At 44.8% G+C, this 22898-nt stretch carries 16 protein-coding genes; 6 read left to right on the top strand and 10 right to left on the bottom strand.

Going from position 1 to position 22898, the window contains the following annotated elements; genetic code table 11:
• Positions 1–265: 265 nt before the first annotated feature.
• Positions 266–1390, top strand: coding sequence for a serine hydrolase domain-containing protein (locus tag ACQY73_RS01515; RefSeq protein ID WP_428660483.1), 1125 nt, complete (start codon positions 266–268; stop codon positions 1388–1390).
• A 6-nt stretch (positions 1391–1396) separates the two neighbouring features.
• On the opposite strand, the gene ACQY73_RS01510 is transcribed toward ACQY73_RS01515, so the two are convergent.
• From ACQY73_RS01510 to ACQY73_RS01485, 6 genes are all read right to left on the bottom strand, one after another.
• Positions 1397–2650, bottom strand: coding sequence for an MFS transporter (locus ACQY73_RS01510; RefSeq protein WP_428660480.1), 1254 nt, complete (start codon positions 2648–2650; stop codon positions 1397–1399).
• Positions 2651–2667: 17 nt separating this feature from the next.
• Positions 2668–3759 (bottom strand): zinc-binding dehydrogenase, encoded by a 1092-nt coding sequence (locus ACQY73_RS01505; RefSeq protein ID WP_428660478.1) that lies wholly within the window; start codon positions 3757–3759, stop codon positions 2668–2670.
• 272 nt (positions 3760–4031) lie between these two features.
• A complete protein-coding gene (locus tag ACQY73_RS01500; RefSeq protein WP_428660476.1) occupies positions 4032–4709 on the bottom strand; it encodes an SGNH/GDSL hydrolase family protein in 678 nt (225 codons plus the stop codon).
• A gap of 250 nt (positions 4710–4959) precedes the next feature.
• The gene (locus ACQY73_RS01495) at positions 4960–5166 is read right to left on the bottom strand and encodes a hypothetical protein (RefSeq protein WP_428660474.1); all 207 of its coding nucleotides are present in this window, start codon (positions 5164–5166) and stop codon (positions 4960–4962) included.
• A 141-nt stretch (positions 5167–5307) separates the two neighbouring features.
• The gene (locus ACQY73_RS01490; protein WP_428660471.1) at positions 5308–9162 is read right to left on the bottom strand and encodes an SNF2-related protein; all 3855 of its coding nucleotides are present in this window, start codon (positions 9160–9162) and stop codon (positions 5308–5310) included.
• Positions 9163–9243: 81 nt separating this feature from the next.
• Positions 9244–9543: a hypothetical protein gene (locus ACQY73_RS01485; RefSeq protein ID WP_428660468.1), complete on the bottom strand. Its 300-nt coding sequence runs from the start codon at positions 9541–9543 to the stop codon at positions 9244–9246.
• 110 nt (positions 9544–9653) lie between these two features.
• On the opposite strand from ACQY73_RS01485, the gene ACQY73_RS01480 reads away from it, so the two are divergent.
• On the top strand, positions 9654–10499 hold the full coding sequence (locus ACQY73_RS01480) for a hypothetical protein (protein ID WP_428660465.1): 846 nt from the start codon (positions 9654–9656) through the stop codon (positions 10497–10499).
• Between the two features lie 2 nt (positions 10500–10501).
• Here the strand turns inward: ACQY73_RS01480 and ACQY73_RS01475 are convergent, their stop codons facing one another.
• Positions 10502–12709, bottom strand: coding sequence for a DUF5916 domain-containing protein (locus ACQY73_RS01475; protein WP_428660462.1), 2208 nt, complete (start codon positions 12707–12709; stop codon positions 10502–10504).
• 296 nt (positions 12710–13005) lie between these two features.
• Here ACQY73_RS01475 and ACQY73_RS01470 point away from each other — a divergent pair, with 296 nt between their 5' ends.
• Positions 13006–15564 (top strand): cation-translocating P-type ATPase, encoded by a 2559-nt coding sequence (locus ACQY73_RS01470; protein WP_428660458.1) that lies wholly within the window; start codon positions 13006–13008, stop codon positions 15562–15564.
• A gap of 54 nt (positions 15565–15618) precedes the next feature.
• On the opposite strand, the gene ACQY73_RS01465 is transcribed toward ACQY73_RS01470, so the two are convergent.
• Positions 15619–16398, bottom strand: coding sequence for a 3-keto-disaccharide hydrolase (locus tag ACQY73_RS01465; protein WP_428660455.1), 780 nt, complete (start codon positions 16396–16398; stop codon positions 15619–15621).
• A 208-nt stretch (positions 16399–16606) separates the two neighbouring features.
• Between ACQY73_RS01465 and ACQY73_RS01460 the strand changes: the two genes are divergently transcribed.
• Positions 16607–17308, top strand: coding sequence for a hypothetical protein (locus ACQY73_RS01460; RefSeq protein WP_428660452.1), 702 nt, complete (start codon positions 16607–16609; stop codon positions 17306–17308).
• Between the two features lie 27 nt (positions 17309–17335).
• Here the strand turns inward: ACQY73_RS01460 and ACQY73_RS01455 are convergent, their stop codons facing one another.
• Both ACQY73_RS01455 and ACQY73_RS01450 read right to left on the bottom strand, forming a co-directional pair.
• Positions 17336–18232 carry a DUF6454 family protein gene (locus ACQY73_RS01455; protein WP_428660449.1) on the bottom strand — a complete coding sequence of 299 codons (897 nt, stop codon included), beginning with the start codon at positions 18230–18232 and terminating at the stop codon, positions 17336–17338.
• A 249-nt stretch (positions 18233–18481) separates the two neighbouring features.
• Entirely contained in the window at positions 18482–20923 is a 2442-nt protein-coding gene (locus tag ACQY73_RS01450; RefSeq protein WP_428660447.1) for a TonB-dependent receptor domain-containing protein, read from the bottom strand.
• 365 nt (positions 20924–21288) lie between these two features.
• On the opposite strand from ACQY73_RS01450, the gene ACQY73_RS01445 reads away from it, so the two are divergent.
• Together ACQY73_RS01445 and ACQY73_RS01440 are read left to right on the top strand one after the other, a co-directional pair.
• Positions 21289–21900: a trimeric intracellular cation channel family protein gene (locus tag ACQY73_RS01445; protein WP_428660444.1), complete on the top strand. Its 612-nt coding sequence runs from the start codon at positions 21289–21291 to the stop codon at positions 21898–21900.
• Between the two features lie 14 nt (positions 21901–21914).
• The gene (locus ACQY73_RS01440) at positions 21915–22889 is read left to right on the top strand and encodes a bile acid:sodium symporter family protein (RefSeq protein WP_428660442.1); all 975 of its coding nucleotides are present in this window, start codon (positions 21915–21917) and stop codon (positions 22887–22889) included.
• Positions 22890–22898 lie beyond the last annotated feature (9 nt).

Here is a 22898-nt window from a genome sequence, read left to right as displayed (position 1 = left end):
GAGTGCGTCAATTTTTATGCCGGATTGGTCGGTAATTATATATGAATGCCCTTCAAAATAAGGGCATTCATATATAAATTGGCACAAAAACGGTTCAAGGTTGTTAATTTATATCACCGAACACTGAACGTAACCGGACGGAGTAAGAAAATAAACCTTTTTAGCTAAATTATTCACCCTAAATCCGATCTTTCGACGGCGTGATTCGTTTAAGCAACTTTCTTGCCGGATTGGTATATTTATTTCTAAATATTTTACAAAATCTATGAACAATCTTTCAATCATTTTTCGTCGGCTCGCAGCTTTGCTTTCTTTGGCCATAGTTACCGCAAAAGCTCAAAACAACCCTGAAAAAGCATCATTTGCTCGCCTTGATTCAGTCATAACGAAATTAATGACCGATGCTAAGGTACCGGGCCTCTCATTGGCTCTTATTCGTAATGCTCAATTTGATTACAGTAAATCGTATGGTGTAACGAAAGCCGACTCAACTCAACGCGTGGATCTCAACACTGTCTTTGAAGCTGCCTCCCTCACTAAACCCGTATTTGCCTATGCGGTACTGCAATTGGTGGAAGAAGGAAAAATTGATTTGGACAAACCCCTGTATGAATACCTCCCCTATCCGGATGTTGCCTCTGACAAACGCTACGAAAAAATTACGGCACGCTTGGTATTGAGCCATCGTTCAGGTTTTCCAAATTGGCGTAAAGACAGAAAATCAAATCACCTTTCGATGCGATCTACACCGGGGGAACGCTTTGGTTATTCGGGAGAAGGTTTTGTGTACCTGCAAAAAGTGGTTGAAAAAATTACGGGTAATTCTATTAACGATGTGATGGAAGAACGGGTACTAAAACCTTTAAAGATGTCGAACAGTGGCTTTGTTTGGAAACCTTCTTTCAACGTCGATTATGCTTATCCGCACGATGAATCGGGCAAAGTAGAAGAAAAATATATGCCTTCTCAGGCAAACATGGCCTATTCGCTCCATACTACCGCCAACGATTATGCGCGATTTGTCTTGGCACTTCTCAACGCAACGGGGCTGAAAAGAAGCACCCTTGATCAAATGTTCAGTGCCCAAACCCAACTGCCATCACGTTTTTTCGGCTCTGATTTAGCACCCAATTCCTACTGGGGATTAGGCATCGGCCTTGAGAAAAATCCGACCGGCACCTACTTATGGCATTGGGGCGACAATGGTGCTTTCAAATGTTTCGTTATGGTCAACCTTGCCCAAACGGAGGGAGTTATCTATTTTTCAAACGGTTCCAACGGCTTGGATTTTGCCGACGAGCTAGTCCGCCAGACCATTGGTGGGCAGCATTCAGCTTTTGATTTTTTGGGGATCAATTGGCAAAAGGAACTGAACAAAAAAGCGAAATAAGTTCGTTTAGGATGTCGCTTGAAATGAAAGCATCCAAGATCGTTTTGCGAAAGAAATCATAATCACTGACATGAGGCAAATCCCTGCTATAAATACAAAAATGATGTTGGTATTTCCTGCCCGGTCAATGATAAATCCAAACAGTGGCTCACCGAGCGCGGCAAAAACATAACCGAACATATTCATAAAACCTATGCCGGTGCCGGTATACTCACGTCCAAGCATCTCGGGGCTTAAAGGCCAAAAACAGGACTGAGGCCCGTAGACAAAAAACCCAACCGACAACATTAAAAAACCACCCAACAGCAGATTATTAGCCGGCAAAATAAAAACCAACAGCGCAATGACCGCGCTTACTGACATGCCAAAACGAATCGAATTAATTCTGTTCTTTTTAAATAATGAATCTGATACAATTCCAAAACACAATGCGCCCGCCGCCATACCAACGGGCAACAGAAACGTCACCCATAGATTTCCCGGATTATCTTTCCAGTTTTTTCCGAGGTAATGCACGGGCACCCAAAAGATAAGCCCATAACGAGCCATATTTTCAAACCCAAAGGCAAAAGAAGTGAGCAAAAAATGGTTGTGAGAAAATACTGCTTTGTATCGACCCAACCAATTATCTTTTTCGGCATCGTGACTCCTGTCTTTCGCACCTGAATTTATAAAACCAACGTCAGAAGGCTTATCTCTGGCCACCAACAAAAAAATGGTAGCTGCCACCAGTAAAAATAATACCGGTATACGAAAAAGCATCCGCCACTCCATCCCTTGCTGCAACAACACAATGGACAGCAGATACGTTAAAACCGACGATAACCCTGCCGCCATGGTATAAAACCCAAAGGCTTTCCCCAATTCTGCTTCGTTCCACCAATTGGTTATCAATTTCCCGCCGGGCGCCCAAGCCATTGATTGAAAATACCCGTTCAACGCCCACAGGATAATGATGGAAGTGACCGAATTGCTATAACTGACGGCAATATTGGTCAGCACCGAAAGGTAAGCTCCCGTGGTCACCATCACTCGGGCACTTATCCTGTCGGCGAGATTACCGTTGATGAATTGCCCGATGGCATAGCCCAATAACATGGCAAAACTGATCCAACCAATGTAGGAATAGGAGACATTCAGGGAAGCAGCCATGCCTTTGGCGGCCCAACCAAAATTGTGCCGACCGGTATAAAAAAACAGGTAACAAAACATCGTTACCAACAGCATTCGCCATTGCTGACTTCTGAAAGATTTAGGCATGATTTATCTTTTAATAATTATTCTTCGATTCGAATACCCACCCGTAACGGTTTGTTTTTCAACGCATATTCAAAAGCCGACTTCGCATCTTTCAACAAAAACTCTTTCCCGACGATCTGCTCAAAAGGGAAACGTACATAGTTTCGAGCGATAAAATCCACCGCATAAACAAAATCATCGTAATTGTAATTATGCAGGCCTTTGATGGTAATCAATCGACGGATGACCTGCTCCGCATCAATCATAACTTTCCGTTGGCGAAAAACGGCTCCGATCCAAACGGCCACGCCACCGATGCCTAAGGTTTCCACTCCCGCCTCCATCGCATCGGGCGAACCACTCATATCAAATACCACATCAATGCTCGAATTTAAAACGGATAGCGGGTTATCACTTTTCATATCAGAAGGCAACGGTAACAGGCAAGTTTCATCCGCTCCGAAAGCTAACGATTGTTGCAGACGGTTTTTATCAATATCGGCCGCATATATTTTATGAGTACCGGCATCCTTACACATGGTCGCGCAAATGATTCCCAACAGCCCCATGCCCGTAATGAGCACCGTTTTATCCGTTAGATTACCCGCAAGCCTCAACGCTCCGGCCACCGTTGCTACGGCACAATTGATGGTTGCCGCTACGGGAAGCGGTACATTATCCGGTATTTTCAGGATTGCAGTGTGCGGTTTCAGGATACAATATTCTGCCAAGCCACCGTGAAAGGCGTCTTTCTCAGTAACCATTGCATGGCCGTACTTAAAAACGCCGACTGTTTTTTGAGGCATCCCTTTTTCAGACATTTCAGAGTGAGGATCGGCCGAAAATATACTCCAGGTAACCACATCCCCTTCCTGCAAAGGATTACCGGCATAGTCTTTCCCGGAATGGCTTTCGCTTATTTTCACCACTTTCCCCACGATCTCATGGCCCAGAATGGTTGGGGTATTTTCTTTTCGTAATCCACAATAGGTATGCAGATCACTGCCGCAAATGGTAGTATAAAGATTTCGGACCAACACCTCCCCGTCTCCCGGTTCGGACAGTTCGCGATTCAGCAATTGCAGTTCCTCGCCCGGGCCATTGAATATCAATACTTTCCCTGAAGCCATGCGATGTTTTAACTAATAACGTTTCAGTTTTTCAGTACAAAGGTCGTAAATTTCAGTTTACTTATTTTAAACATAAGTTTACCAAATGATTATTTTTTACAATTTCCCGCAGGCTCTTTATCTTGTTGATAACCTTTCTATTCACCTTGGTCTGTGTCTCCATAGACTCTTTATATTGTTAACAGTATTTCTATGGGACGGGCAACAATCGGAATACTAAAAAAGGTCTGTGCTTCCACAGACCCAAAGGTATTTTTATACTGCCAAGGACCTTACATTCCTTTCAACACTTTCCACATTTCATCAGCCACCAATTGATTACCCGCCTCGTTTAGATGAACACGGTCGGTGGTGAGAATATTTTTTTCGTCGTTGGCGGCGTTATTTTTAAGGTTATAATCCAGAAAGGATTTGCGTAGATCAATGAGCGGAAGGCCGTTTTTCTTAGCCAGATCCCGAATCATCTGTGAGTAGCGGTTGAGGTCGCCGTCCTGCTGATTGGAAAAATCGGTGCGCTCACCAATGGCGGCAGGAGTACAAAGTGCCACACGGATGTTGGCGGCTTGTAATTTCTTCAGAATCGCTTCGTAAAAACGCACAAACTTGTCAGGATCTGTGCCGGTACCTGAACTTGCCTTATGCCACACGTCGTTGACACCGATGTAAATAATGACCACGTTAGGCTGTTTGGCCAATACGTCGTCTTCCATACGCAGGTAAAGATCGTAGATCTTGTTGCCGCCGATCCCCGCGCCAATGAGTTCGTATTTGCTTTTCAGGTTTTGCTTTTCGAGCATTTCGCCCAATTTCACGATGTAACCACCCGGCCGTACACCCGCCTGCGTAATGGAATCGCCGAAGAAAATCACACGAATGGGTTTATCCTGTTGAGCAGCAAGTAGAGGAAGGGTAAAAAAGCTAAGTCTGAGGTAACGAAGAAATCTTTTCATTTTGATTGTTTAGAAATTGAACAGCATTTTCCTGTACAAAGGAAATTTACCGCCGATTCTAACATTTTTTTCACGCAAAGGCGCAGAGGAGCAAAGACGCAGAGAAAAAACACTGCCACTTTACTCCTCTGCGGCTTTGCGTGCATTCCTGTTTTCTTAACTAAAAAGCCCCAAAACATCATCCTGAGTAAGCTTTTTCAGGAAGCCCGCTTCGGTCGAAACAAGGTCATACTTACAATTTCAGAAAAAATCAGGCAGCTACCTGAATGGATATCTGATAAGAGGCCAATAGCTCGTTTAACTCTTTCAACAATTCCTGTCGCATAAATTCATACTGATTTCTCATTGAATCATCCTTGCTTTGTTCACGATGAAAAGCAATCATTTTATTTAATTCTTCAATGCTCTCCAGAATATCAGCAGCACGAGCGGCACGTTCAGAAATATTAAAAGTCATGACTTACGAAAAGTTAAGTTCCACAAATCCTTTATCAAATTTTTTCCCGGCACGATTGGCTTTCGTTTTACCAAACCAATTATTCCAAAATGAGAAAAACATTGCTATACTATCGTAACTAATACAAATATAATAAGATACTTAACTAAAAAGCCCCAAAATATCATCCTGAGTAAGCTTTTTCAGGAAGCCCGCTTCGGTCGAAACGAGGTCATCAGCGAGGGCGCGTTTGCGGTCCTGCAACTGTACGATCTTCTCTTCTACGGTGTCTTTACAGATCATTCGGTACGCAAATACGCGTTTGGTTTGGCCAATGCGGTGTACACGGTCAATGGCTTGCTGCTCCACGGCCGGGTTCCACCACGGGTCAACGAGGTAAACATAATCCGCTTCGGTCAGGTTAAGCCCTACCCCACCCGCTTTGAGGCTCATCAAAAACACGCGGCATTCGTCGTCGCCCTGAAAGCGATTGACGCGGGCGGCGCGGTCCTGCGTCTTTCCGTCAAGGTATTCGTACGGAATACGGTCGCGTTCGAGTTTTTGACGAATAAGGTCAAGCATTTTCAGGAATTGGCTGAATATCACAATTTTGTGGTGTGAGGCATTTTCCTCGATTTCGCGCACGATCTCTTCGAGTTTGACCGATTCCTGTCCATAATCTTCGTCGTCGGAAAGTAACGCAGGCGAGTCACAGATCTGGCGAAGTTTGAGCAATCCTTCCAAGATCAGGAAAGAGGCCTGTTCACGGCCAACTTCCGCCATTTTGCCCGCAATCATGTCACGGTATTTATCCCGAAACGCGTTATACACCTTTCGCTGACGCTTGTCCATTTCGCAATACAGCACCGTTTCGGTCTTTTCGGGAAGGTCTTTCGCTACTTCTTCCTTCGTCCGTTTGAGCATAAACGGATAGATCAACCGCCGAAGCTCCGCCGCGCGGGTCTTGTCCTGATACTTGTCGATCAACGTGGCATATTCGGTCCGGAAAAAATCTTCGTGTCCCAAAAAGCCCGGATTCAAAAAATCAAATTGTGAATAGAGGTCAAATGTATTGTTTTCAACGGGCGTTCCCGTCATTGTCAGGCGGTTTTGCGCATTGAGAAGTTTAACGGCTTTGGAGATCATCGAGTCAGGATTCTTGATGGCCTGCGCCTCATCAAGCACCACATAATGAAAACGAAACGAGCTCAACAATTCAATGTCTGAACGCACAGAACCATACGTTGACAGGACAATATCATAACGATTAAACACCTTCACATTTTTGGTCCGCTGCGGCCCGGTATGCACATAGAGCGTCAATTCCGGACAAAACTTAGCTGCCTCGGCTTGCCAGTTGAAAATCAACGTTTTAGGCACCACTACCAAGTGAACCCCTTTGGGATTTCGGTTTTTTTGTTCCTGCAAAAAGGTCAGCATTTGGAGGGTTTTGCCCAAGCCCATATCGTCGGCCAGACACCCTCCCCAACCGAATTCATCCAAAAAATGCAGCCATTTATACCCTTCTTCCTGATACGGGCGGAGAGTAGCGGTGATATTTTTTGGCAGTTTTATCTTCTTGATCTCGGTAAAATTCAGCAGTTTTTCGCGCTTTTCGTCGAGTTCATCCAACAATTGCGGATTTTCGATGTACTCTTTGTAGCGTTCCAAGATGGTAAAGTGCTGCTTTGAGAGGCGTAACACACCTTTTTTCTCGTCTACTTTTCCAAAACGGAACAACTGCGCGTATTGGGCTACCCATTCTTCGGGGAGCAGTCCATACGAGCCGTCTTTGAGTTCTACGTAATTTTGCTTTTTCAGAATGGCTTTACGCACATCGGCCAGCGCCACTGTTTGATTACCAAACGACACTTCCACCTGCAAATCAAACCAATCAATGCCCGAAGAATTACGGATCTTGAACGTTGCTTTATTGGGATTGTAGCGGAATTTTTTGAGATTATTGAATCCAAAAAGTTTTGTGCCGTAGTGATTCAATGCCTCATAAAACTGAAACAGCCAGCCGCCTTCCAACACCTGCTCGGAAGGCAGGTAAAAATATTCATCGGTTTGGTGCTCAAAAGCGGGATGCTGTTTTTGCAAAAACTGCACAAACGTTTCTTCCGCATCGCGGTCGCGGCGTTGGATCTGAACGGTATTGTTGTAGGCATTCACGCGCGCCTGTCGAAAATCACGCGGTAATTCTATCTCACCGGCATCGTCGGTAGTGTACACAAAAACGGGCACGATCATCAAATTATCGTCCGCTTCTTTAAGATAAACTCTTCCTTCCTGCCATTCGAGATCGGTCTGCAAAATGGCCTGGTTTTTATCAAATTCAACCGAAAATTGGTCGGCCAACGGAATGACAAATCCGTTGAAGAAGGCATCGTCCCGCACCGAACGCAAACGAATAGCTCCGCCTAAATCAAAGAAATGCCGAGCCACTTTGGCCGCTGCCGCCGAACGAAAACGGCAAAGTACATCACCTGGCAAAACCGCCAGCCAATAGGTCTCCAAATCCTGAATATCCTGAAACGGGATCAATGTATCACTGCCATGCCTCACAAACGCCTCCAGGATGGTTTCCTGCTCCGTACGCGAAAGTTGAAAATGCAGATCCAAAGGGGTTTCACTCACCGTAACGGCTGTTCCTGTGCTGTTTGAGCTGATTTTTTGGTTGACCCGCACCGCATGACCCACCAACAGCGGAAACAGTTTTTCCAACACTTTCCCCGTGATCTCAAGCGCCGCGTCCATGATCTCTTCGGTATACTTGACATTCCAGGAAGAGGTCGAAATTTTAAAACCGCGTTGGCGCAGGGTATCGTGCATAAAATCCTGTCCCAATAATCGGCTCGAATTTATGATCTCCAGATCGGTAGAATCAGCCGCAGGCCGATCTTTGTCGGTCCAGTTAATTCTGGTAAAATTAGTCACTTTACCCGTCTTGGAATTCAGAAATCCTTTCCCAACTTCCAACCTGAAAAAAGGCAATTCCTTAATCGTAAAATGTTCCAGCAGGTACACATAAACGGGCTTATCTTTGACGTTTTCAGCCGGAACAAAAGGGCTTGCGGACTTGATGGGCAACGTACTTTTAAACACATTTCCCCACTGCACACCCGCTATCGGTTGAATACTTTTGTCCAACACCACCAGTTCAAGCTCTCCGTAATGATTGAGCTTGAAATCAAATTTCCCCACCAGATTATCCCCTGACGAATAGCCGTATTTGGCAAGCAGCAGGTCTTTTTCGCGGTCCCAATTCTTGAGTAATTCCAACGCATAGAGACCGCGTTGTTGCTGTAGCCAAACCAGTAAACCCATCATGTGTTCGCAAAGAGGCGTACGAAGTTCCTGATGACACGTGCAGGAAAAATGGTATTTGAATTTTTCCAATCGCCTGATATCAATCGTATTGGTGCCGCTTTTACGAACAAACTGTTCAAATTTCTCAAATCCTTTCCCTTGCTCAACGGGCTTAACGTCCAAATAATGACGGCGGCTCGGCCAATAGGACAGTGGTACATTATTCTGTATCTGTTGGTCGTCTATGGTTCGTAAAACCACCGTTGTATCCGTCATTCGGTAGGTGGTCGGCTTTTGAAAAACGAGTTTTTTAGGCTCCGTCTGCCGTGACGAATCTGTAATGTCAATAATGATTTTTTTGAGGTCGTGAATCGTCGGTTTTGTTTTTTCAGCTCCTTCGCTCAAAAAATTCTCCAGTGCATAGGCCGCCGCCACACCGTGTTTGCAGGGATATACCTGTGATGGGCAACTGCAATAACACTCAATGGCTTCGGGATCGTCCATACTCGACAGTTCCACTTCGTATTTTTGCTGACTTGATTGGCTTTCTACGTTAAATTTTGCGGCGTAATAATCTCCGTCAAAACTTGCAATTTTTACTCCTCCACCCCGAAAAATATCATTCCCGCGTTGACGAACAGTGCTTGTTGCTTCTTTTCGCAAAGCAGTCAGGCTTTCTATGATCAATCCTTTAAAATAAGCCATTTCTATTTTCAATTTCCGAGTTGCCGTCGGTCGATATACCTATTTCGATTTTCGGGCAAAACGTTCTCAAACGGTGTAATTTTAATCTATTTCACTCAAATACTCTTCGGGTACATCGTAGAGTTCATTTTCAACATCCTTCATTTTGGGGAACAACTTTGTGTCGGGTTGTATTCCATAACGAAATTTAATTTCGGTGAATTCGAACGAAAAGTCGCTTTTAGTCGTCGATAGCAGTGGAAAGTCAACCCGTATCTGATACACCGTCCCTTCGATGGTCTCATAAGGCGGCTTTTTGTACAATGTAAATATGTCGATCTTCACCCTATCGCCGATGCGAAAAGGTGATTCAATGGTTGGAATTGGGAACAGTAGTTTCATAATAACGCGAATAACGATAAAACAGCACTCCTTTGCAACGAAGTCGTTACCTTCGCCGTATTATTGAACAATTCAAAACATAAATCGTTCTTCCTTTATTTAGCTTTTTAATGACACAACGGCTACTATTTTTAGGGATATTTTGGACCGGGCTCTTTCTAACGGCAGAAGCTCAAATTGAAGACTATTATCGTCCTTATAAACGTCAAAAAACCGTTTTTCTCACTCATCCTGACCTTGTTCGCTCCGACAGCCATTGGTATATCGGCATTGAAGGGGGCGGGAAATGGAACGGGGCAACCTTATCCGATAATCTGTATGGATTGTTAGCCTCCAAATCAGGTACTTTTGACAGTTATGCCGGCGGCCATCTGGGTTATTCGCACAACCTGCAATGGTCCATCGAATCGGGTTATATTCACAATCCCTCCAATGCTTTTTTGTTGGTCAATGCCGTACGCGGTTTTCGGGTTCGGGTCAACGAGCTTCAGCACAGCATTCCATTGCGGTTCAAGTGGCGGCTTTTCCGTTTAGGTGTTGTACAAAAACAATCCGGTATCTACATCGGCGGGGGCGTACTCTGGACACCCTCCCGCAAATATGAAGTGACCGAAGCTTTTTCATTGGCGGGACTGACCCGATCATCGGGGTCCCGCACTTCGCTTGATACCATTTTGGTCGAAAACCAAACCTTCTCTACAGGAAAGGCGAAATTGGAACTGGAAGGCAGTCTCGAATTTGTGGGGCGCGTTGCTACCCATATCGAATTCGTCGCCTACGGCCGAGTGCATTACGCAGGTGCTTCCGCCCTTCGGTCAGATTCTCAATTTTACATCAATCACATCCGAGAAGCTTCTTCTTCGCTCATTTTACGCCCCGTAAGCTACCAATTCGGCATTGCCATTCGGTACATTTACGGAATGCGTAAAGAGTACCGCAGCCGTTTTGAAGAATAGGCTTAAAACTGCTTCAAATAACTTATTTTGGCAATAACATGGTCTTCGGTTTGTTTTTTCAGTTGAACCATGTCAAAACCGCGATGATTGAATACCACATAAATGTACGACAACGGACGGTATTCCCACGAAAGACGAACATTATAGTTCTGGGATTTAGTGCCGGCATTTTTCTGGTAAAACCCGATCAATTGAACACGCGGATTAAGTGCAAAACGTCCTTCCAAGCTGTATAGATCCACATTTGTGGTGGTGCGGGCCTCTCCTACGTTAGTAAAATGATTTCGGTTAAAACGTCCGGTCATTGAAAGATGCGGCAGCGGTGCAAATTGCAGCTTGGCATCCACGGCGTTCAGTTTTCCGTCGAAATACGTTCCCCAGTTATAATCCATTGTAAAATTTAATACTTGCGACGGGTCAGTACTTGCGTAGATCTGGTGTCTTACATAGTTGTAATCTCCTTCCCGAATGGTGATTCCCAACGGCTCAAAAGGTTCGGTGAGTCGCTGAAAAGTTGGGTTAATTAAATAACCCAGAAAACCACCGTTTTGAAAATTGAACCAAACAGGATTGAGATTCAACTGACGTTCAATGAGTTTCCCCGTTGAAGCCTGATGATAAAACTCCGTCATGATGCCCGGCTCAAAGGCGCGGATGAACTTTTTGGGAAGCCATTTGCCACGGTTATAGAAAAAGATACCGGGCGTTGTTCCGATCACATCGGTACGCGAAACAAAGCCCATTTCAGGATTAAAGTCTTTGGTTACAATGGATTGCGTCCACCATATTTTCAATTGGTTGGTGGTGAAATAATATTGAGCAAAGCCCGAAAAACCTTGCTTTCCCGTGCCGGTAGAAGCGGAATGAACCACCATTGTATTAAGTGAATGCGAGGCACTTAACCGAAAGAATCCGTCAAGCGTACTCGTAATGTTGGTGCCGTCGGGGCGATTTTTAATGGTAACAAGGCCTCCGATACGGCTTTGTTTGCCAAAATTTTCCGAGAAACGTCCCACAAAAAAGTTAGTGGCGGGCGTATCTCCCACGCCACGTTGCCGCATTACAATGGCACCATAATTCCGCTTCAACGACCGATACACAAATCGTCCGCCAAAGTCGATGGGAATCGGATTTCCGCTATCATCCAACCCGATTCTGCGACTGAAAAAAGGCTGCACGCGCATTGTTCCACCCGATAAATCTTCATTTGGCCCCACTCCTACACCAAACAACGACGCATTTTCCAAAAAGAACGGGCGACGTTCGGGGAAAAACACAGAGAATCGCGTCACATTGTTTACCTGACGGTCGGCATCGGCCTGCGCAAAATCGGTATTGGTCGTCAGGTCCAGCACCGCGTTGGGGTTGATCGCCCATTTAAGTTCTCCCCCTATTTTAAATTTAGTATCCTCGGGTTTTACGCTCGGGTCATAATTTTTGAAACGATCATAGGCCGTTAAAAAGTAAGGAAGTATTCTGATATTAGGCTTAGGCGGCGGCGGTTGCAGGTTTTTTAACACGCCCGCATAATCCATCCGCATGGCCGTAAAAGAGCGTGGATAGGGCGAAAAAGCGGTTTGCTCATTGGTTAAACGGCGATTTCGGTACACGTTAAAACCCCAATTCTGAAAAGGGGCATCCGTTTTGGGATACCGCAATGTCTGCCACGGAATAGCAATCTCCGCTACCCAACCCGAATCAGAACGCGAGGTACGCACGCGCCAAAGTCCATCCCAGTCAATGTCGTAATACAGGTCGTCAAAAGAAAGCAAGTCGCGTTGTACACCGTAAGGATTGGTAATCAACGACATAGCATTACGTTTATCGTTAAACCCGTCAAAGACCAAACCCATAAGATCATGCTGACGAGAGTTGAAATCGCGCTTAAAATCGGTGGCCCGAATGGCTTTTTTACCCAATGAATCGCGCGAAAAAACGCCGACATATAAATAGTGGCGGTTATAAAGCACGCTTACTTCTGTGGCATGATTGGGGCTTTTGCCCTGAAAAGGTTCAATCTGTGTAAAGCGACTTGAAGGTTTAGCTAACTTCCACTCAGCATCATTCATAACGCCGTCGATACGCAAAGAAGAAGTTATCTGCACTGCTTCGATCTCCTTTTTAACGGAGTCAGGCTTAAAGATTTCGGCATCCTGCGCAAAAGAACAAAGGGCAAAGCAAACAAAAAAAAACGGTAAAATTCGAAGCATAAAATGGCTGGAAGTGATTTTAAGGCCGTAAATTTAGCAAATTTCAGGGGAAGTACCTTCATTTTTCAACGTTGAGTACAGCGTACCTTCTTTGGGATTTGAGAATCCCAAGCGTCGGGTTTGAGAACCCGACAGCACAATATACCGTGCATTCGGGTTCTCAAACCCGAATGTTGTGGTTTCTCAAATCCACGAGAACACAGTCAGTATATTGTTGAAAATTTCAAAAATCCCCTTTTATTCCGCACAGATGGCATACTTATTTTGTCCACACCCATACATTGATCTCATAAACTATGAAACAACATTGGCATTTACTCTCCACCGAAGACGCATTAAAACAGTTCAACACCTCTCCAACGGGCCTAACTACCTCAGCGGCACAGCAAAGACATCAAAGCGAAGGCCGCAATGAATTAACCGCCAAAAAGAAAAAATCCCCCATTTTTCTTTTTCTCCAACAATTTCTGAATGTTATGATTCTCGTCCTCATTGTGGCCGCCATTGTGTCGGGCATTGTGGGAGATGTGTCTGATACCTATGTAATTCTGATCATTATTGTATTGAACGCGATCATTGGTTTCGTGCAGGAGTACCGCGCCGAAAAAGCCATGGAAGCTTTAGGGAAATTGGCAGTACCCACTTCAAAAGTGTTACGCGATGGACAACCAGTCGATGTTCCTTCGCCCGAATTGGTGAAAGGAGATGTGGTTTTGTTAGAAGCCGGTGCCACCGTCCCCGCCGATCTGCGATTGATGGAAGTTCATTCATTGAAAATTGAAGAAGCAGGCCTGACGGGGGAATCCCAACCCGTAGACAAAACAACTGACCAACTTCAGGACGAATCCATGCCGTTGGGCGACCGCACAAACATGGCATTCAGCGGTACTAACGTGACCAACGGGCGTGCAAAGGGAGTAGTGGTAGCTACGGGAATGGAAACTGAATTAGGAAAAATTGCGGGGATGTTGCAGGAAGAAGGCAGCGAAACACCTCTCCAAAAACGTATGGCCGAATTTGGCCGACGATTGACGATCATTATCTTGATTCTTTGTGCGGCCTTATTTCTGGCAGGTTATCTGCGTGGAGAAGAAATAGGGAATCTGCTGCTTACCGCTATTTCGTTGGCCGTAGCAGCCATTCCTGAAGCTTTACCTGCCGTCATTACGGTTTCACTGGCCTTGGGCGCAAGTCGATTAGCTAAGCGCAATGCGCTTGTCAGAAAGTTATATGCTGTAGAAACGCTCGGGTCTGTTACGTACATCTGTACTGATAAAACAGGAACATTGACGAAAAACAAAATGGAAGTCAAAGAGCTTTGGCAGTCTAAAGAAGGAGATCAAACGCGTTTGCTGCAAGCAATGGCCTTGAATCAGGATGTTAAAAAACAGGATAAAAAACTGACCGGTGACCCGACCGAAATCGCCATGTTGGAGTATTCTCAAACGCAGGAAGCCTTCGACAAACAATGGAAAAAGCAAAACAAACGCGTGCATGAATTGCCGTTTGACTCGGATCGCAAGGCCATGACGACCATTCATGAATTGGATGGAAAGTTTTTGGTCATCACCAAAGGAGCCGCCGAGGCCATCGCAAAAATCAGCGTCGGCGATGATGCGCCTGTACAGGAGCAGGAAGAACGAATGGCAGCGGGAGGAATGCGTGTATTAGGATTTGCGACTAAAATTTTAGATAGACTACCCGCTGAGATCACCATTGAAGCTATCGAAAAAGACCTGGAGTTTTTGGGCCTTGCCGGACTCATCGACCCGCCAAGAGAAGAAGCGAAAAAAGCCATTCAGGAATGCAAATCGGCAGGAATCGTGCCCGTAATGATCACCGGCGATCACCCACTGACGGCGGCCAACATTGCCCGAGAAATCGGTATTTTGGACAATGACCAACAAAAAGTAGTGACGGGCAAAGACTTGGAAGCGATGGATGCAAAGACATTTGCCAAAGAAGTGCTCAATATCCGAGTCTACGCCCGCGTCTCGCCCGAACAAAAACTGAACATTGTCAAAGCTTTACAAAAACGCGGTCAGTTTGTTTCCATGACGGGCGACGGCGTCAACGACGCACCTTCGCTCAAACGCGCCAACATCGGCGTAGCGATGGGAATCACGGGCACGGATGTGACCAAAGAAGCCGCCCACATGATATTGTTGGATGATAACTTTGCCACCATCATCAAAGCCGTTCGCGAAGGCAGACGTATTTACGACAATATCACAAAATTTATCAAGTACATCATGACAGGAAATGCCGCCGAAATTTGGAGCATTTTTCTGGCACCCCTGATCGGGTTACCGATCCCGTTGCTTCCCGTTCATATTTTATGGATCAATCTGATCACCGATGGTTTACCGGCGTTGGCACTTGCCGCTGAACCTGCCGAAAAAGGAATTATGAATAATCCGCCGCGTGATCCGAAAGAAAGCATTTTTGCCAATGGCTTAGGACTTCATATCATCTGGGTAGGACTATTGACGGGAATATTGACCGTAAGCACGCAATGGTTTGAGCTGAAATCGGGAGATAAACACTGGCAGACAATCGTATTTACGGTATTGTGCATGAGTCAGCTTTGGTACGTAATGGCCATTCGCAGCCACAGAGAATCGTTGTTTAGTCAGGGATTACTGAGCAATAAAACGCTACTGGGAGCAGTAGTGTTAACCGTTGCCTTACAAATGTCGGTTATCTATGTGCCTTTTATGAACAATTTCTTTCATACTCAGCCGCTTACGTGGCAGGAGTTGGCCGTGGCCATCGGGGTTTCAAGCCTTACGTTTTGGGCGGTAGAAGTAGAAAAAATCTTTAAGAGAAGAAAAAATAAAGCTGATAAGGCCTAAAAAAATAAGACTTGGAAAGTTTTTGAAACTTTCCAAGTCTTAACTTACAAATGATTAAAAATCGGTATTTGCCTCTTTAATATCCATCTTTTGAATCCAAATATTGCGATAAAGCACATCATGGCCTTCGGCTTGGAGTTTTAACCCACCGGGCGTATCTGTGATGCCTTTTCCTCCATCATTGCCGCCGTCGATGCCTGAATTTGGCCCGCCCCAAACTTGGCTGATCTTTTGGTTCTTGTGTACTTTTTTGCCGTTGAAATACATCGTTACCATCGGTTTTTCGACAAGTTTTCCATCTTTAAAACGCGCAGCACGGAACATAATATCATACGCGTTCCATTTGCCCACGCCATTGTAAGCATAATACGGCGAAGGTGATTCGTTGATAACCGCCGCCATTCCGTGCGACGTAGTATCACCGTCGAGCACCTGAATTTCGTAGCGATTTTGGAGATAAACGCCGCTATTGCCGCCTTTTTTAGAAATATAAAACTCTACGTGCAAACGAAAATCTTTGAATTTATCATTGGTCACGATGTCGGCTGAGCCGTATTTGCCACCCGCCGCTGCCGGATCATTGGTATTGACTGCCGTTCCTTTATCCACAGGATCATTGACAATAAACCATTTAATTGGAAGTGTAGCCGACAAACGCGGGCCATCCCAATAAGTCCATTTTTCGTCGAGCATCTTGCGCGAACCGTCAAAATAGACTTCGGCTTTAGCGGGCGCTTTGACACCTACACCTACTTGGGCGATCACGGGCGAAACAAGTCCAACGGCAGCGATTGCTAAGGCAAAAACAAACGACTTGAAGGCATTTTTATTCATGAGAAAGGAAACGTTTTGGGTAGAACAACAACTTATTATCAAAGTACAAAACAGCACATTCTACTTTCTCTGCTTTATTTACCAAACCATTGATAATCCCTTGATTACTATTATCAACGCTTTACCCTCAACTTACCTACGGCTCATTTCTATTTATAGGGGTATAATTGGTGTATAGGTTAATTTTGAGAATAATCTTTTTGAGGATATGAACATACATCTAACCGTCAAATTTTCAATTGCTTTTGTTGCGTTACTATTTGTCATGAGCGAGGCACATGAGATCGTTCATATAACCGTTGGCAGGCTCCTATGCGGTTGTTGGGGTGCTCGAGATTTTAATGTGTGGGGTTTATGCGAAGAATGTGCTTCTCCTTATGCACTGTTCGCCACGTTTGCGGGGCCTTTGTTTACCTTCGGAATGCTTTGGATAGGTGCTTTTTATTTAAAGAAAACCAAATCTGAACAACAAAAGTCATTTGGATACGCGCTGATTTTTGCCAATATGCCTTTTGCCCGGCTCTTTCAACCGCTAACCGGAGGAGGGGATGAAGTTTGGGCGCTGACTCGGCTGCTTCACAATCATGGGCTGGCACAAGTAATCGGGTTCATCGGCATTTTCATCATTACCTTCTTCCCATTATATCGCGCCTATAGTATTGTAAAAAATAAAAACCGCGCTTTGTACTTTATCTTATTCTTTCTGCTGCCGGTTTTACTGGTTCATCTTGTTCTGTTGGGAGGAATGAACAGTTTGTTAAAACACGGCGTATTGAGCAATTATTGGTTGATGGGAACTCCTGTCCTTATCACTGTTTGGACGCTGATTATGCTGACTGTTTTTCTTCTCTTCCGAAAATCTATTTTTACACTATCGGTGACAGGATTTCAGGATTTACAGGGTGATTAAAAAAACCTGTAAATCCTGAAATCCTGTCTATTGAAAAACTGCCTGATAGACAAATAATGTTGACGCATCATCATCATCCGGCACAAAATAACCCCGTAACCCTGCTGCGGTCGTTTCAAGCCAAAAAGGATTGTTGGTCATGGGCGCACCGGTAGGTGACCAAAGCAGTAAAGGGATTTGAAGCACAGGACGATTATCCTTTAGATCAACCACTTCCAGCCCTCCTAATGCAAAAGTTGCTCCTTCTGAGGAGGGTCTGTATTTGCGAAGCCCTCCACAAAGCATTTTGTGTTGCCCCAGATAGTGGCAATCCTGATAATCAACGTAAAAAGAGGGATTATTGACCCGCAGTTTTCCGGGAGGAGTATCCGCATTGATCACCCTTCCCAGTGCGTTCAGTTCCCATTGGTAAAAATTTCGGGAACCCCAACTTACACCATTCAGCGTATTGGCTTCGGTATTGTGCACAATGCCTCCGATGTGCTCGTCGTACCGCATTACCTCAACAGCCTTCATTGTTTTTGGGTCTACTTTATAAATGATCGACCGGCTGTTGGGACGGTATTCGGCCACCGGCACCCAAATAAAAGTACCATCAAAATCAATGCCGCCCGGATGATACATTAACCCTTCGCCCAATGAAATTTGAGCGATCAATCTGCCTGTCGTGTCAAACTTGAAAAGATGGCCTATGCCCTCTCCTCCATCATTTATCTGTCGTTTACGTGTCACTTCCACGGAACTCATGAAAAAGGAATCACCGATCTTTACCATGCCCTGCGGATGAAAACTCGGAAACTGAAGTCGAACGGAAGTCATTAGCTTCCAGGGAGTATCAGGGCGTAATTTGGTAATTTTATCTACCAATTGCGCTTTCAGACAAAGATGATACAGCAAACAAAAGCTGAGTGCTAAATACTTCATAATATATGTTACGGGTAAAGAATGAGTCAATCTTTAAAGATTGTCCAACTCCTTTTCTTTGGTTGTTCATATACAGTTTAATGAATTATTAATTTTCAGTACACAAAGAAAAAGCTGCCCCTCAAGTGAAGGGCAGCTTTCCGACGTTTTCTTAACCTAAACTAAAATCTTATGTGTTTCCTGAATGTTGATACTCTCTAATGAGAAAAAAGTTACATCCATGACAGCTTTTTAATTATAATCTAATTCCTACTGACCTGCATTGGCACGATTGCGCAGGTCTTCGGTACTCGTGCTGCGTTGGCGGGCAGCTTTAACATTTTGATTGCCAAAACGATACGTAAATGACACACGCACCTGACGGCTCTCCCAACGTGAATTGACGGTAAAATTCAAATCCTGGTATTTGACCGTTCCGGCAAAGCGATTCATAAAGAAAATATCCTGAATGTTCACCCGAATCGACGCTTTCCGATTCCAAAGCGATTTCGCTAAACCGGCGTTGATCTGTCCCTGCGCTTTGACCGCCATGATATTGTATTGCGTAGGTGAGTTCCAAAAACCACCTAACTCCGCTGTATAGCCTTTTGGCAACGTGAAATTGTTTGTTACGAAAACCGTTGCTCCGAATTGACCCAGATCCAAGTCAGCACCGTAGTAGAACGAACGATAGCGATTGTAAAACGCACTGACGTTGTTTTGCATCGTCCACCATTTTTTGATGGTCACCGGAATGCTGAATGTTACGTTATAACTATCCTGATGGTCAAGGTTCTCCGTAGTTACGTACGTTTTGTTCTCGGCAGGGATCTGCTTCGGAATCTGGTCGGCAATCACGTCGTTGATGCGGCTGTAACCCAACGTTGTAGAGAACATCCCTTTAAATACGTGCGTTACCTGAAATGAGTTGGTAAACTGCGGTCGCAAATTTGGATTTCCCTGTTGGAACGTCAACGGATCTAAAAAGAACTGGAACGGATTCAAATTGCGGTAATTCGGGCGGTCGATACGGCGGCTGTACGACACGTTCAACACGTTGTTGGTATCCAATTGGCGAGACACAAATACGCTTGGGAAAAGATTGACATAATTGCGATCTACAATGCTGTTCAGCGTCACTGAATTTCCCTGCGAGTGCGTATGCTCTACGCGAACTCCCAATTGCAACTGCGTTCTTTTGTCAAGTTTTGTGCTGAAATTGGTGTAAGCGGCGTTGATATTTTCTTTGTATTTGAAACGGTTAGAGCGCGATGGGTCCAGTATCCATTGATTGTCAATTTGGGTTTCAAAACGCATATCGTTGTCCGAATTAACGATACTGCTCTTGGCTCCTGCTTCAAATTTTCCTTTTTTGAGCGGTTGAATGTAATCTACTTTCGCCGCCGCAATGCCGATGGTCGAAGGCATCACGTTCCGCACAATGTCTTTGTTTGTAATGGCGTCTTTCGGGTCGTAATAAATCGTATTAAGGTCATTGCCTGAATTGCCGTCGAAGTATGAATAATCCGCATCGGCGCTTAATTCGCGGCCTTTACCGAAATCATGTTTCAGGTTCAGATTTCCCGTGTAGTTATTTAATTTGTTGTAATTGTAAGCATCCGTGGCAAAACGGCCGGTGAGGGCAAGGTTTTTGTCCAAAAAGTCAGTACTTGAAATCCCGTTCATTTTGAATTGGTTCAAAAATCCGGAAGCTAATACGCCAATGGTCGTTTTCTTACTCACAAAAAAGTCCAGTCCCGCCCGAAAACTTAGGTTTTGCGGATTTCCAACGCGTGGACTGTTTTGATCCAAATACGTGATCTGATCTTTATACGCAATGGTGCGGTCGATGCTCTGGGTATTTTTGAAACGAGCGTGGAAAAGGCTTACATTACCGAAAGAATTAATTTTAGCATTGCGGTGGTTCAAACCAAGCGAAGCGTTCAATTTTTCGTATACGCCCACTCCGGCACCAAGCGTATAATTCCCGTTGGTACCGAAGTTTTTGTTTTTCTTCAGTACTATATTGATGAGTCCGGTATTTCCGGCAGCGTCGTATTTGGCGGGGGGATTGGTGATCAATTCAATTTTTTCAACGTTGTCGCTGGGCATGCTTTGAAGCATATTCATCAGGTCCTGCATTGAAATTTGCTGCAATTTGCCGTCGATCATCACCATTACTCCTTGGCGGCCTTTTAATTGAAGGCGATCGTTCTGACGGTCAATTGTCACGCCCGGTGCTTTTTCCAACACTTCCAACGCCGTTCCGCCGGCTGATACAATGCTGTTTTCAACATTGACCACCATGCGGTCTATTTGTTGTTCAACGAATGGTTTCTTGGCAATTACTTTTACTTCCTGCAATGTCTGGGTACTTTCATTGACCTGAATTACCGGAACCTGCACAATAGCCGCAGTAGCCGAAATGTCAAAAGGAGAAGAATATGTTTTTTGGTATCCGATCATGTTGGCGGCGATCAGGTAACGCCCCTCAGCCACATTTTCAACTTCGTAATACCCGGTTTCGCTCGTAATGGCGCCTTTGACAAGCGTAGAATCTTTTGCTTTCAATAAAAGAACGGTAGCAAAGGGAAGCGGTTTTCCGCTTTTCTCACGGATTTCTCCCGACACTTTTCCCCGAACAGGGCTTTGGGCAAATAAAGCAGTAGACAGCAGCAACATGGCTGCAACCAAACTCGTAAAAGTTTTCATGGCTGTTAGTTAAAATGGCTGTTTTAATTACTGCTTCAAAAGTATGGTACTTTGCAATGCAAGCTACCTTTTTTTACATAAGCGGTTTGTTTTTTTGGACGAACGGTTTTTGACGTCTGCCGGGGGATTTGAAGTAAGAACAGGCAGTAAAATCAGCTATTTCGGACGTATATGCGATTTGAAGCTAACCGATCTCTACTGCCTGTTCTACGTCATTCACTTTGTTTTCATGCTGCTAATTTCAATGATAAGATGTAAACAACCCCCTAAAGGTTGCATGAAGAGTAAAAAAAAGTTGATGAAAGGCAAAAATTGGTTTCCCATCTACGATTCTCTTTATTTTGCAGATCGTTTTATCACTCATTATGTCGCTGCCTTATTTTATTGATATGATCGGCGTTTTGGTATTTGCCATATCGGGCGCTTTGGCGGCTTCCGGTAAGAAAATGTACCAAGACCTGTTCGGCGTTTTTTTCACAGGATTCATTTCGGCCATCGGCGGCGGTACGCTTCGCGATGTCACACTTGGCGTGTATCCACTGGCGTGGGTGAAAGACATGAATTACCTGATCTTTATTACTGCCGGGGTTATTATCACTGTGCTGTTCAAACGCATTATCTTTCGTCTGCATAAGGTCATTTTTTTGTTGGATACCATTGGTATTGGGGTTTATACGATTTTGGGTGTTCAGAAATCATTACAACACGGGGTGAATCCCTTTGCAGCAATTATTTTGGGGATGATCTCAGCGGTATTTGGCGGTGTCATTCGGGATACACTCATCAATGAGATCCCGCTGATTTTTCAAAAAGAAATCTACGCGACGGCCTGTATGGCGGGTGCCGTTGTATTTGTTTTGTTGGACCACTACGGCATTCATACCGAATGGAATGCGATTGGATGCGTATTATTGATTATTATTGTTCGATTAATTGCGGTAAAATACCGTTTATCTTTGCCGAAAATTGACCTCTGACAACCTGACCTTTTATGAAAGAATCTTTAGCGGCGTTGGATTACATTCGTCTTGATTTCTCCGCCGAAAGTTCGGCCGTTATCAATGTTGCCTTGGCACTTATTATGTTTGGCGTTGCGCTCGACATCAAACCTGACCATTTCAAAAGTCTCATTCAAAATCCCCGACAACTCATTGCGGGTGTGTTGAGTCAGGCAGTACTGTTGCCCGCCGCAACATTTGGATTAGTAATGGCTTTGGGCGATACTATTACTACCGGAGTAGCCTTGGGAATGATTCTGGTAGCCGCCTGTCCCGGTGGGAATATTTCAAATTTCATTACTTCTTTTGCCAAAGGAAACGTGGCGCTTGCCGTAAGCCTGACCGCCATCAGCACGATATTGGCCGTGATCATGACGCCTTTTAACTTCACGTTTTGGGGCAATATGTATGCTCAGGCCAATTCCTTAGTGCGGCCAATCGAATTGGATTGGCACGAATTACTCAAATCCGTCATGATGATCTTAGGCTTACCGATGGCACTCGGAATGCTTTGTTCCATTTATTTACCGCGTATAGCCGAGCAACTGATTAAACCTTTACGCTGGGCCTCATTGGTGTTTTTCTGCGTTTTGGTGGTGGTGGCTTTTACCAAGAATTTCGACATTTTTGTCCATCACATTACGTATGTTTTTCTGTTGGTGCTGATCCACAACGGCATTGCGTTGGGTTTGGGTTATCTAACCGCGAGTGTATTTGGTTTGTCGGAAACCAATCGCCGTACATTGAGCATCGAAACCGGCATCCATAACTCAGGCCTGGGCCTTGCTTTGCTTTTTAATCCCGCCGTTTTTCCTGCCGATCTACCATTGGGCGGTATGGCCATTGTGGCGGGTTGGTGGAGCATCTGGCACATTGTCTCAGGCACTTCTCTGGCTTTTTATTGGCAACGCCGCAACATAGTAGAATACATTACTCCAAACTCAAAAATTGCAAACCATAAATCGTAAATTTGCCTT

Source organism: Runella sp. (assembly GCF_965279615.1).
Classification (GTDB): Bacteria; Bacteroidota; Bacteroidia; order Cytophagales; family Spirosomataceae; genus Runella.
The sequence above is the reverse complement of the archived record's forward strand: the minus strand, read 5'-3'. Positions and strand labels throughout refer to the sequence as shown.